We start from the raw sequence: 12,320 nt of genomic DNA on the forward strand, positions 1-12,320 counted from the left end.
CCTGATAGTTGCGGCGGGCGCTGGGCAAGGACTGATCAGGCCGGCAGGCCGGTCGCGGTGGCGGCGAGGTGGTCGACAAAGGCGCGCACCTTGGGCGGCACGTGCCGCGTCGGGGTGTACACCGCGTAGGCCGTGCCGATGTAGGGCTCGAGGATGTCCCAGTCCGGCAGCACGGCGACGACGCGGCCCTCGTCCAGCGCGCTGCCCAGCGAGAAATCCGGCACCAGCCCGATGCCGGCGTCGCCTTCCACCATCGTCATGATCGCCAGGCTGTTGTTCAGCGTCAGCCGCGGCGGGATGCGCACCACCACGGCCTCGCCGCCGGCCTGGTGGCGCAGCGTCCAGCGCTCGCCGAAATTGCCGTAGCCCAGGTACAGGCAGCGCGCCGCCGGCAACTCGGCCGGCGCGGCGGGCGTGCCGTGCCGCGCCAGGTAGCGCGGCGAGGCCACCAGCCGGTAGCGCACTTCGCGCAGCGGCCGCGCCGCCAGGCCCGGCGCCAGTTCGCGCGCGATGCGCACCGCCACGTCGAGGCCCTCCTCGACCAGGTCGACCATGCGGTCGGCCAGGGTCAGCTGCAGGTCCAGCGCGGGGTATTTCTGCAGCAGCGCCGGCAGGCGCGGCGCCAGCCAGGCCTGCCCGAACGCGACCGGCGCGCTGACGCGCAGCACGCCATGGGGCGTGCCGCCGTGCTCGCCGGCCAGCGCGGTGACCTCGCGCGCGGCGGCGGTCATGCGTGCGCAGGCGGCGTAGACCGACTGGCCCAGCTCGGTCAGCGCGAAGGCGCGCGTGGTCCGCTGCAGCAGGCTGGCGCCGAGCGTCGCTTCCAGCCGCGACACGTGCCGGCTGACGCCCGAAGGCGTCATGCCGAGATCCTGCGCCGCAGCGGAGAAGCTGCCGCATTCGACCACGCGGGCGAAGACGGCCATCGCATTGAGTGGTGTATCCGACATGCCCAGTCTCCAATCCTTGAGCGCAACTCAAATACTAATTGAGCTTTAGCGGGATTGTTGAGTGGATGGCATGCTGGAACAATGCCGCCATTGCATCCCCGGAGTGCCCCATGCCTTCTCCTCAATCCATGCCAGGCGGTGCCTGGCGCATGGTCGCGGCCATGGTGCTGTCAGGCACCATCGGCTGGTTCGTCGTCACCAGCGGGCAGCCGCCGCTGGACGTGGTGTTCTTCCGCTGCATCTTCGGCGGCGCCGCGCTGCTGGGCACACTGACGCTGCAGCGCGGCTGGGTGCGCATGAGCCGCGCGCAGCTGGGGTGGCTGGCGCTGGGCGGCGTCACGCTGGTGCTCAACTGGCTGGCCCTGTTCTCGGCCTATGCTTGCAGCGGCATTGCGATTGCGACCGTGGTCTACCACACCCAGCCGTTCTTCCTGCTGTTGCTGACCTCGGCGATGCAGCGCGAGCCGTTCCCGTTCGCCAGGCTGCCGTGGCTGGTGCTGGCCTTTGCCGGCGTGATGCTGATCACCGGGCTGGAGCACGGCGGCACCGGCGCCGCGATGCTGGCCGGGATCGGCCTGGCGCTGCTGGCGGCACTGCTGTATGCGGTCACGACCATGGCCACGCGCCGGCTGCAGGCGATTCCGCCCGGGCAGATTGCGGGCCTGCAGATGGTGCTGGGCGTGGTGATGCTGGCACCGCTGGCGCATCCCGCGGCCGGCAGCTATCAGACCGGCACCTGGGCCGCGCTGCTGGCGCTGGGGCTGATCCATACCGGCGTCATGTACACCCTGCTGTACGGCGCCTTCCAGCGGCTGAGCGTGGTGTCGATCGCCACGCTGTCGTTCGTCTATCCGCTGGTGGCGATCGTCATCGACGTGATGGTGTTCGGCGTCGTGCTCGGGCCGCTACAGGTCGCGGGCATGCTGCTGGTGCTGCTGGGTGTGATCGCCAACCAGCTCGGCTGGAGCGTGGCGTGGCGGCGCCGGGCACAAGGCTGATGCGCCTTCTGGAGCGCTTGCATGCGGGGACGGTTGACCGAACTCCTGACTACGGTTAGTGTAGGCAGCTATCGAACGATCGTTCTATTTGCGCCCTTGCCATGACTGCTACCGCTGCCGCCCTGTCCGCCTCCGCCCCCATCGCGCTGCATGCGTTCGACGACGCCATCGCCCTGGAGGCCGCCGGAGAAAATCGCTTCCTGGGCCGCACCACACCGGCCTACTGGAACATGATCGGCCCGTTTGGCGGCATCACCGCCGCCACGCTGCTGCAGGCGGCGCTGCTGCATCCGCAACGGCTGGGCGACCCGATCGCGCTGTCGGTCAACTTTGCCGGCCCGATCGCCGAAGGCCCGTTCGAGATCGAGGCGCTGCCGGTGCGGACCAACCGCTCGACCCAGCACTGGAACCTGACGCTGCGCCAGGGCGATGCCGTGGCCACCACCGCCACCGCCGTGTTCGCGGTGCGCCGCGAGACCTGGGCCTGCGGCGAGGCGGTGATGCCCGAGGTGCCGGGCGCCGACACGCTGCCGGCGATGGGCGGCTTTGCGCCGGTGCGCTGGCTCAAGTCCTATGACATGCGCCCGGTGCGCGGCGCCAAGCCGACCGCCGAGGCCGGCACCGAGCACCCCGACAGCCTGACCCAGTTCTGGCTGCGCGACGCGCCGGCGCGCACGCCGGACTTCGCCGCGGTGGCGTCATGGGCGGACAGCTTCTACCCGCGCATCTTCCTCAAGCGCGCGGGCTTCGTGCCGGCCGGCACGGTGTCGATGACCACGTATTTCCACGCCGATGCGCCCACGCTGGCGGCGCTGGGCGACCGCCACGTGCTGGCCAGCGCGCAGGCGCAGGTCTTCCAGCAGGGGTACTTCGACCAGCGCGCGCAGCTATGGAGCCCGGCAGGCCAGCTGCTGGCCAGCTCGCACCAGATCGTCTACTACAAGGAATAAGCAAGGAACAAGCAGGGCGGGGCTCAGGCGATCGCTTCGCGCGCCTGGGTTTCGTAGCGGTGCACGGTGTTGCGCATTGCCCAGAGCAGCATCACGCCGGGCAGCGCCACCGCCACGGTGCCGAGGTAGAACGGCGCCCAGCCCCAGGCCTCGACCATGTAGCCGGAGGTCGGCCCGACATAGACCCGGCCCACCGACGCCAGCGCCGACAGCAGCGCATACTGCGTGGCCGAGAACGAGCGGTTGCACAGCGTCATCAGCAGCGCCACGAAGGCCGCGGTGCCCATGCCGCCGCACAGGTTTTCCACCGCGATGGTCGCGCCCATGGTCCACAGGTGCGGCGGCGTCACGGCGAGTATCCAGTAGCCCAGGTTCGATACCGCCTGCAGCACACCGAACACCATCAGCGAACGGTACAGCCCCAGCCGCACCATCAGCGTGCCGCCGAACAGCGCGCCGATGATGGTGGCGGCCAGTCCCAGTGTCTTGTTGACGATGCCAACCTCGCCGGCCGAGAAACCCACGCCGCGGATCAGGAAGGTGGTCGACAGGCTGCCGGCAAAGGCGTCGCCCAGCTTGTACAGCACGATCAGCAGCAGCAGCCACCATGCGCCGGGCCGCGCGAAGAAATCGCGCAGCGGGCCGAGCACCGCCTCTTCCAGCGAGCGCGGCGCGCGCGCGGGCACGTCGGGCTCGGGCGCCCACAGCAGGGTCAGGATGCCCACGGCCATCAGCGCCGCCATCAGCAGGTAGGTCTGCTGCCACCCGAGCACGCGGTCGGCCAGCCACAGCGCCAGGCCGCCCGAGACCAGCATCGCCAGCCGGTAGCCCAGCACCTTCACCGCCGCGCCGGCGCCGCGCTCGGCCGGACGCAGCACGTCGGTGCTGTAGGCGTCGAAGACAATGTCCTGCGAGGCCGACAGGAAGGCCACCAGCGTAGCCAGCGCCGCCAGCGTCCACAGCGCCTCGCGCGGCGGGCAGAACGCCATCGCGGCGATGCCCGCCACCAGCCCCAGCTGCGTCAGCAGCAGCCAGCCGCGGCGCCGGCCCAGCAGCGGCGGCGTGTAGCGGTCCATCAGCGGCGCCCACAGGAACTTGAAGATATAGGCCTGGCCCACCAGCGAGAAGAAGCCGATGGTCTTGATATCCAGGCCCTCGACCGTCATCCAGGCCTGCAGCGTGCCGGAGGTGAGCGCCAGCGGCAGCCCGGAGGCAAAGCCCAGGGTCAGCATGGCGCCGATGCGGCGGTTGCGGAAGATATCGAGATAGGCCTGGAAAGTCATGGATGCGCGGGGGGTGGAGCGCCGCGCGGCTGCGCGGGCGCCGTGTATTATTGCATCACCTGTTCGCCGCCCCGCCACTTGCGCTGCGGCAGCGTTGCCAGGGATCGCACCGGTCCGCCGCCACGATCCCTCCACTGCGCCCGAGGAACCGCAAATGCTCCGCCCCCAGCAATGTGTCCAGCGTCCGATTCGTGTCCGGCTCGTCCGCGCGCTCGCGCTGGCGGCGGCGTTGCTGGCCTGGTCCGGCATGCCCGCCCAGGCGCAGGAAACCGAATCGGGAGGCATCAGCATCCAGCGCGGCGGCTCGGCGGTGCGCAATATCGTGCCCGCCGAGGCGATCGAGCAGCAGGCCGCGCAGGAGTACGAGCAGCTCAAGCAGGAAGCCATCGCCAAGCGCGCGCTGGCCGGCGACGACAACCCGCAGCTCAGGCGCCTGCGCGCGATCGGCAAGCGGCTTCTGCCGCAGACCGTGCGCTGGAACGAGCGCGCGCGCAACTGGCCGTGGGAGATCAACCTGATCGGCTCGAAGCAGGTCAACGCGTTCTGCATGCCGGGTGGCAAGATCGCCGTCTACACCGGCCTGCTTGACCAGCTCAAGCTGACCGACGACGAGGTCGCGATGGTGATGGGGCACGAGATCGCGCACGCGCTGCAGGAGCATGCGCGCGAGCGCGCCGCCAAGTCCGAGATCACCAACCTCGGCGCCAACGTCATTTCGCAGTTGTTCGGCTTCGGCAACCTGGGCAACATGGCGCTCGGCACCGGGGCGCACCTGCTGACACTGCGCTTCTCGCGAGCCGACGAGACCGAGGCCGACCTGATCGGCATGGATATCGCCGCGCGCGCCGGCTTCGATCCGCGCGCCGCGGTGTCGCTGTGGCAGAAGATGGGCAAAGTGTCGCAGTCGGGCACTGATTTTTTGTCGACGCACCCGTCCGGGCGCAGCCGCATTGCCGACCTGGAAAAGCACATGCCCGAGGTGCTGCCACTCTACGCACGCGCGATCAATACCCCGGTCGACAGGCTGCCACCGTACCGCGCCAATATGGCGGGACTGGGCGATGCGCCGGTCGACGCGGGCGACGACGACAGAAGCAAGCCGCTGAAGCGCTAGCCGCTGCTTGCGGCGCCTGGCGCCGGCAACCAGGGCGGCCACCGGATCGAAGGACAATGCGACAACCGCAGGGGAACCCGCATGAGCCTGAACCGCATGAGCCCGTCGGAGCAACGGGCCGCCTATATGCTGATCTTCGCGGGCAGCGAGGCCGAGCCCGACCGCTTCACCAGCGACCTGCCGGTCAGCTCCGAAGTCTGGCTGCTGTATGCGTCGGGAGAATCGTTCGAGGTGCCGCGCGGGCTGTTGCTGACCCCGCACCACGCCGCGGGCATTGCCGCCCTGCGCACTGCGGTGCTGCGCCGCCTGCCGGCGCTGGCCGAGCCGGCGGCGGCAGGCCAGCGCTTCCTGGCGGCAAATGAATCGCACCTGCTCGCGCAGATCGATTTCTTCGACATGCTCAGGCTGCTGCCGCTGACGGCATGGTGGCACCGGGAGGTACGGCTGCCGATGGCCAGCGCCAGCTGGTCAACCGCCGCGCGCCACGCGCTCGAGCGCAGCCTCACCGGCGACGCCTTCGTGCGCTGGCTGGGCGAGTCGGTGCTGGCCCATGTGTCCAGCGAGACAGCCATTGCGAGGTTCAAGGACATCGGCTACACCGCTTCCCGGACGCGCTTCGGCGGCATCCCGGCGCCGGCCGGCCAGGCGCTGGGACGGCTGGTCAATGTCGCCGCGCAGTATGTTGCCCTGACCTTGCTGGGACTGGACGACGACAGCTTCCCGCCCGGCGGCCTGACCCGGCGCATCGGGCAGGCGAGCCGGCAGGTGCTTGAAACGCTATGGGCCTGCCTGCAGGACGACCATGCGGCGCCGCCGGATGCCGATGCCGCGGATGCGGCGAAGGTGGCCGCAGTGGCGCCGCTGTGGCGCATCTCGGTCAACCGGCCGGCAGAGCACGCGGTGTTTTCGTCGCGCAAGACCGTGAAGGCGGATGCGGCGATCCGCGTGTTCGATACCGGCGGGCAGGGCGTGCGCTGGGCGGTGATCGACTCCGGCATCGATGCGCGCCATCCGGCGTTCTTCGATCCCGCCAGGCTGGAGGGAGCGCTGCCGGTCAGCGACGGCCTGATCGCACCGCGTCTGTCGCGCGTGGTCAGGACGCTGGATTTCACCCGCCTGTCGGCGATCACCAGCGGCCGCCTGCCGCCCATGCCCAAGGGCAAGCGCGGCCCCGGCGAGGCCGAGCTCAGGGAGCGCATCGCGGCGATCTCCGACGACCTCGCCAACGGCCGCATCATCGACTGGTCCGTGATCGAGCCGCTGCTGGAAATCAGCCAGGAAGACCTGGCGCAATACGTGCCGCCGGGCGGCAGCCACGGCACGCACGTGGCCGGCATCATCGGCGCCGGCTGGCCGTCTTCGGCCTACCTGGCGCGGCCGGAGCCCATGCCGCTGCCGCCCGAGCTTGCCGAAAGCGGCGATGTCAGCGGCATCTGCCCGCGTATCGAGCTGCTCGACCTGCGCATTTTCGATGCGCAGGGCAGGGGCGATGAGTTCGGCATCCTGGGCGCGCTGCAATATGTGCGCTGGCTCAACCAGAGCCGCGACCGGCAATATGTGCACGGCGTCAACCTCAGCGTGGCGCTGCGCCATGACGTGCGCACCTACGCCTGCGGCAGCACGCCGGTGTGCGTCGAATGCGACCGGCTGGTGGCCAACGGCGTGATCGTGGTGGCGGCGGCCGGCAACTATGGCTATGACGAGCAATACGCGGCCGCGCACATGGGGGCGGGCTTTCGCGGCCAGACCATTACCGATCCTGGCAATGCGCGCACCGTGATCACGGTGGGAGCGACCCATCGTACCGATCCCTACCGGTACGGCATCTCTTATTTCTCCAGCCACGGTCCCACCGGCGATGGCCGCATCAAGCCCGACCTCGTGGCACCCGGGGAGAAGATTACCTCCACCGTGCCCGGCGGCACGCTGGCGTCGATGGATGGCACCAGCATGGCCGCGCCGCATGTGTCCGGCGTGGCCGCGCTGCTGCTGTCGCGCAACAATGAGCTGATGGGCCAGCCCGAGACCGTCAAGGCCATCCTGTGCGACGCGGCCACGGATCTTGGGCGCGAGCGCGCATTCCAGGGGGCCGGGCTGGTGGATGCGTTGCGGGCGCTGCAGCGCGTGTAGGCCGCGCCGGTTTCCGGCCAGTAAAAAAGCCGGCAGTGCCGGCTTTTTTGTTGTGTCCAGGAAGCAGCCGTATCAGGCCTGCAGCCCCGTGGCCTCGTCGGCACCGACATGCACGTTCATGCATTGCACCGCCGCGCCGGCCGCACCCTTGCCCAGGTTGTCCAGGCGCGCGACCAGGTTCAGGCGCTCGGGGGTGCCGAACACGAACAGGTCGACACGGTTGGTGTCGTTGTTGGCCTGCACGTCGAAGAAACCGTCGTCGAGGTTGTCCTCGCTGTTGTACGGCATCACGCGCACGAACTGCTCGCCTTCATAGTGCTTGCGGTAGATGTCGACGATCTGCTCCGGGCTCACCTTGCGCGCCAGGCGCTCGCCGAACACCGGCACCGTCACCGCCAGGCCCTTCAGGAAGTTGCCGACGATCGGGTTGAAGATCGGGTCCGACGACAGGCCGCCCTGCACGCGCATCTCGGGCAGGTGCTTGTGCTGCAGCGCCAGCGCGTACGGGCGCGGGCTGTGCAGCTTCGGGTTACCGCCGGCTTCAAAGTCGGCAATCATCTTCTTGCCGCCGCCGCTGTAGCCGGTCAGCGAGAACGCCGTCACCGGGTAGTCGCGCGGCAGCACGCCGGCATCGACCAGCGGCCGCACCGCCAGCACGAAGGCGCTGGCGTGGCAGCCCGGCACGGCGATACGCTTGCTGGCACGGATCTTCTCGCGCTGGCCGCGCACCAGTTCCGGCAGGCCATAGGCCCAGTTGTCGGCGGTACGGAACGCCGTGCTGGCGTCGATCACGCAGGTATTCGGGTTGGTCACCAGCGACACCGCCTCGCGCGAGGCCACGTCGGGGAGGCACAGGAAAGCGACGTCGGCGGCATTCAGGAAGCGTGCTCGCTCGGCCGGGTCCTTGCGCTTGTCATCGGCAATGCGCAGCAGTTCCACGTCGGAACGACCGGAAAGATAGTCAAGCAGCCGGAGACCGGTCGTGCCTTCCTGACCATCGACGAACACTTTGAAAACCATGGCGGACTCGCTCTATGAAATGCGGGGGAATACGCGTGAATGCGCGCGTGAATGCGAAGTATCTCCTGCCGGGCGCAGGGGCGAACCTGCATTGTAGCGGGGATGGGGGCCGGTCGCAGGGGTTTGTACCGATTGGATTCTTGCGGTTTGGCACAGTTCGCGGCTTGCGGGATTTAACCAGGTAGGTTAATTTTCATGGAGAAGGGGACGGCGCATTACAAGCTGGCACGGGTACGGGATCTGCTACAGGCGGGGCGGCTGAGGTTGACGCGATCTGCTTTCGTTGGGGCGTCCAGCATGGGATTGAATGAGGCTGCAGTGCGGGAACTGTTACTGCGGCTCGACTCTCGTGATTTCTATAAGAGCATGACAACGTATGAGGATCACCGGCTATGGCAGGACGTCTACAGGCCTGTCACGCGACACGGGGCGTTGTATTTGAAGCTGATCGTCGTGGACGACGTGCTGGTCGTGTCATTCAAGTTTCGATAGCTATCCGCTACGGATGCAGGGAGGTACCGAAATGAAGTGCCCGGAATGCGGCGGCGCTGAACTGGTGGATGAAGTCAGGGATGTGCCTTATACCTACCGTGGCGAGTCCACGCTGATACGCGGCGTGCGGGGCGACTGGTGCCCGAAGTGTGGCGAAGGCGTTATGCCGAGGGGCGACGACTCGTTGGGTGAAGCGATGCTCGCCTTTAACAAGCAGGTCAATGCCAAACTGGTCGATCCGGCCTTTATTGTGCAAGTGCGGAAGAAGCTTCGCCTCGACCAACGCGAAGCCGCCGAAATCTTCGGAGGCGGTGTCAACGCCTTTTCGCGCTACGAGACCGGCCGGATGCTGCCCCCGCTGGCGCTCGTCAAGCTGCTGAAACTCCTTGACCGCCACCCGGAACTGCTAGAGGAAATCCGGGCGGCCTGACTACATCGCTCAGAGCGGATAGTCATAATCGATCGACAGCGGCGCGTGGTCGCTGAACTTCTCGTCCTTGTAGATCGAGCAAAGCCGCGCCGTGTCGGCGATCTTCGCCGTTGCCAGGTGGTAATCGATGCGCCACCCCACGTTCTTGGCATAAGCCTGGCCGCGGTTGCTCCACCACGTGTACTGGTCCGGGCGCGGGTCGAGCTTGCGGAACACATCGACGTAGCCATGGACGTCGAACAGCTCGCCGATCCAGGCACGTTCCTCCGGCAGGAAGCCCGAGTTTTTCAGGTTGCCCTTCCAGTTCTTGATATCGATTTCCTTGTGCGCGATGTTGACGTCGCCGCACAGAACGATCTCGCGCCCGCTGGCCTTCAGCTGCAGCAGGTGGGGCAGGAAAGCCTCCATGAAGCGGAACTTGGCCAGCTGGCGTTCCTCGCCGCTGGAACCGGAAGGCACGTACACCGAGATCACTGCAAGGTGCGGGTACTGCACTTCCACATAGCGGCCTTCGCCGTCGAACTCGGCGTTGCCGAAACCAGTGATGACCCGCTCAGGCTTGTGCCGCGTGTACAGGCCCACGCCGCTGTAGCCCTTCTTCTCCGCATAGTGGAAGTAGCCGTGGTAACCGTGTGGCGCCAGGAACGCTTCGGTCATGTCTGCGGCCTGTGCCTTCAGTTCCTGCACGCAGACCATGTCCGCGTCCTGCTTGCCCATCCAGTCGAAAAAGCCCTTCTTGGACGCGGAGCGGATGCCGTTGAGGTTGGCGCTGATAATCCGTAACATTCGGGGAAATTTTGAATTCAGAGAGAAATGATGACGCAGCAGAACACGCCGGCCGCCTTGCCCGAGGGCATGCAGGGCACCGACCTGAGCCAGACCTTTATCCGCTTTGCGCTCGACGCCGGCGTCCTGTCCTTTGGCGAATTTGTCACCAAGGCCGGCCGCAAGTCGCCCTACTTCTTCAATGCCGGCCTGTTTAACCAGGGCGCGATGCTCGGCGAGGTGGCGCAATTTTATGCGAAAACCCTGCTGTCCTCGGGCGTGCAGTTCGACGTGCTGTTCGGGCCGGCCTACAAGGGCATCACGCTGGCCTCGGCGACCGCGGTGGCGCTGGCCGGCATGGGACGTGACGTCGGCTTCGCCTACAACCGCAAGGAAGCCAAGGACCATGGCGAAGGCGGCACGCTGGTTGGCGCCAAACTGCAGGGCAAGGTCGTCATCGTCGACGACGTCATTTCCGCCGGCACCTCGGTGCGTGAATCGGTCAACCTGATCCGCGCCGCCGGCGCCGAGCCGGCCGCCGTGCTGATCGCGCTGGACCGCATGGAAAAGAGCGGGACCGCCGACCAGGTTGGCACGCATTCGGCCGTGCAGGACGTGCAGCGCGAATTCGGCATCCCCGTGATCGCGATCGCCAGCCTGAAGGACCTGCTGGCCTATCTCGACGCGTCGCAGGACCAGTCGCTGGCTGCTTCGCGCGAGGCCGTGTCGGCGTATCGGCAGCGCTACGGCGTCTGACGAAGCCTTGCGCCCGCGCGCGGATGCGCCGGGCGCTGCAACGATCCAGGGCAGGCGGAAAATCCAATCGGCAGGGGGCGTGCGTGGCGGCGAAAGAGCGGCAGGAACGGGCAGGGCGGCAGCCGGCAGCGGCGGCAGCGAAGGAAGCGGAAAGCGAAACAGCCAAGACCAACGGCAACGGCGATTCGCTGGCCGAGCGCGGCGCGCAGGTGCGTCCGCGCAAGCCGGTGCGCCAGGACGCCAAGGCGCCCGACAGGCCCGCGCATGAAGCCTATGCCGTGCGCGCACTGGTGCTGCAGGGCGGTGGCGCGCTCGGTGCCTACCAGGCCGGCGTGTACCAGGGCCTGGCCGAAGGCGGGATCTACCCGAACTGGGTCGCCGGTATTTCCATCGGCGCGCTCAATGCCGCGGTGATTGCCGGCAATCCGCCCGAGCGGCGCATCGAACAGCTGCGCGCGTTCTGGGAACACATCTGCGCGCAGCCGTGGCTGCCCAGCCTGTCGCCCACCTGGCTGACCGACGGCGCCGAGAGCTGGCCCGAGCCGCTGCGCGTCTGGTTCGACGGCCTGCATGCCACGCGCGCCATGGTCGAAGGCCAGCGCGGCTTCTTCCAGCCGCGCAGCTGGGTGGAGCTGATGATGCGCTATGCCGAACCCGGCCGCGCCAGTTTCTACGACACCTCGCCGCTGAAGGCCACGCTGGAGCGCTTCGCTGACTTCGACCTGATCAACCATCGCCCCGACCTGATGCGGGTCTCGGTGGGCGCGGTCAATGTGCGCACGGGCAATTTCGCCTATTTCGACAACACCCGCGACAAGCTCTGCCCCGAGCATTTCATGGCCTCGGGTGCGCTGCCGCCGGGTTTCCCGGCGGTGGAGATCGACGGCGAGTACTACTGGGACGGCGGTCTCGTGTCCAACACCCCGCTGGCCGAGGTGCTGACCGCGCAGCCGCGGCGCGACGCGCTGATCTTCCAGGTCGACCTGTGGAGCGCGCGCGGCAAGCTGCCGCATGACCTGATCGATGTTGCCGAGCGCGAGAAGGAGATCCGCTATTCCAGCCGCACCCGCGCCATTACGGACTACATGCGCGAGCAGCAGAACATGCGCCGCATGCTCAACGAGGTGATGGCGCTGGTGCCGCAATCCAAGCGCAACAGCGAGTGGTACCGCCGCGCCGCCGAACAGGCCTGCGACGCGCGCCGTAACGTGATCCAGCTGATCTACCGCGACAAATCGTTTGAGAACATGGCCAAGGACTACCAGTTCGGCCTGCTGACCATGAACGAGCACTGGACCAGCGGCCTGGACGATATCCGCCAGACGCTGCGCCATCCGCACTGGCTGGCGATGCCCAGCCGCGAGCACCCGTTCGTCACGCACGACGTGCATCGCGGGAATGGTGGCTGAGGCGGCTGAGGTGGCTGAGCCGG

General features: G+C 67.7%; 12 protein-coding genes. 8 read left to right on the top strand and 4 right to left on the bottom strand.

The window, feature by feature from the left end; all coding sequences use genetic code 11:
- Positions 1–35 precede the first annotated feature (35 nt).
- Complete coding sequence (locus E1J61_RS33615) at positions 36–950, bottom strand: LysR family transcriptional regulator (protein ID WP_133098144.1); 915 nt, start codon at positions 948–950, stop codon at positions 36–38.
- A 110-nt stretch (positions 951–1,060) separates the two neighbouring features.
- On the opposite strand from E1J61_RS33615, the gene E1J61_RS33620 reads away from it, so the two are divergent.
- Both E1J61_RS33620 and E1J61_RS33625 read left to right on the top strand, forming a co-directional pair.
- Entirely contained in the window at positions 1,061–1,948 is an 888-nt protein-coding gene (locus tag E1J61_RS33620) for a DMT family transporter (protein ID WP_133098145.1), read from the top strand.
- 101 nt (positions 1,949–2,049) lie between these two features.
- Positions 2,050–2,898 (top strand): acyl-CoA thioesterase II, encoded by an 849-nt coding sequence (locus E1J61_RS33625; RefSeq protein ID WP_133098146.1) that lies wholly within the window; start codon positions 2,050–2,052, stop codon positions 2,896–2,898.
- Positions 2,899–2,921: 23 nt separating this feature from the next.
- Here E1J61_RS33625 and E1J61_RS33630 read toward each other — a convergent pair whose 3' ends face one another.
- Positions 2,922–4,181: a muropeptide transporter gene (locus E1J61_RS33630; RefSeq protein WP_133098147.1), complete on the bottom strand. Its 1,260-nt coding sequence runs from the start codon at positions 4,179–4,181 to the stop codon at positions 2,922–2,924.
- A 154-nt stretch (positions 4,182–4,335) separates the two neighbouring features.
- Between E1J61_RS33630 and E1J61_RS33635 the strand changes: the two genes are divergently transcribed.
- Positions 4,336–5,295 (top strand): M48 family metallopeptidase, encoded by a 960-nt coding sequence (locus E1J61_RS33635; protein WP_133098148.1) that lies wholly within the window; start codon positions 4,336–4,338, stop codon positions 5,293–5,295.
- An 81-nt stretch (positions 5,296–5,376) separates the two neighbouring features.
- On the top strand, positions 5,377–7,425 hold the full coding sequence (locus E1J61_RS33640; RefSeq protein ID WP_133098149.1) for a S8 family peptidase: 2,049 nt from the start codon (positions 5,377–5,379) through the stop codon (positions 7,423–7,425).
- Positions 7,426–7,497: 72 nt separating this feature from the next.
- Here the strand turns inward: E1J61_RS33640 and argC are convergent, their stop codons facing one another.
- Positions 7,498–8,445 carry an N-acetyl-gamma-glutamyl-phosphate reductase gene (gene argC, locus E1J61_RS33645; protein ID WP_133098150.1) on the bottom strand — a complete coding sequence of 316 codons (948 nt, stop codon included), beginning with the start codon at positions 8,443–8,445 and terminating at the stop codon, positions 7,498–7,500.
- A gap of 195 nt (positions 8,446–8,640) precedes the next feature.
- Between argC and E1J61_RS33650 the strand changes: the two genes are divergently transcribed.
- Positions 8,641–8,937, top strand: coding sequence for a type II toxin-antitoxin system MqsR family toxin (locus E1J61_RS33650; protein ID WP_133098151.1), 297 nt, complete (start codon positions 8,641–8,643; stop codon positions 8,935–8,937).
- Between the two features lie 31 nt (positions 8,938–8,968).
- Entirely contained in the window at positions 8,969–9,367 is a 399-nt protein-coding gene (locus E1J61_RS33655) for a type II TA system antitoxin MqsA family protein (RefSeq protein WP_133098152.1), read from the top strand.
- Positions 9,368–9,376: 9 nt separating this feature from the next.
- On the opposite strand, the gene E1J61_RS33660 is transcribed toward E1J61_RS33655, so the two are convergent.
- Positions 9,377–10,153, bottom strand: a complete 777-nt coding sequence (locus E1J61_RS33660; protein WP_133098153.1) for an exodeoxyribonuclease III — start codon at positions 10,151–10,153, stop codon at positions 9,377–9,379.
- Positions 10,154–10,183: 30 nt separating this feature from the next.
- Between E1J61_RS33660 and pyrE the strand changes: the two genes are divergently transcribed.
- Positions 10,184–10,888, top strand: a complete 705-nt coding sequence (gene pyrE / locus E1J61_RS33665) for an orotate phosphoribosyltransferase (protein WP_371704959.1) — start codon at positions 10,184–10,186, stop codon at positions 10,886–10,888.
- Between the two features lie 83 nt (positions 10,889–10,971).
- Positions 10,972–12,297, top strand: a complete 1,326-nt coding sequence (locus E1J61_RS33670) for a patatin-like phospholipase family protein (RefSeq protein ID WP_133098155.1) — start codon at positions 10,972–10,974, stop codon at positions 12,295–12,297.
- The last annotated feature ends 23 nt before the right edge of the window (positions 12,298–12,320 follow it).

It is taken from the genome of Cupriavidus sp. L7L (genome assembly GCF_004353535.1).
GTDB classification, from domain to species: Bacteria; Pseudomonadota; Gammaproteobacteria; order Burkholderiales; family Burkholderiaceae; genus Cupriavidus; species Cupriavidus oxalaticus_A.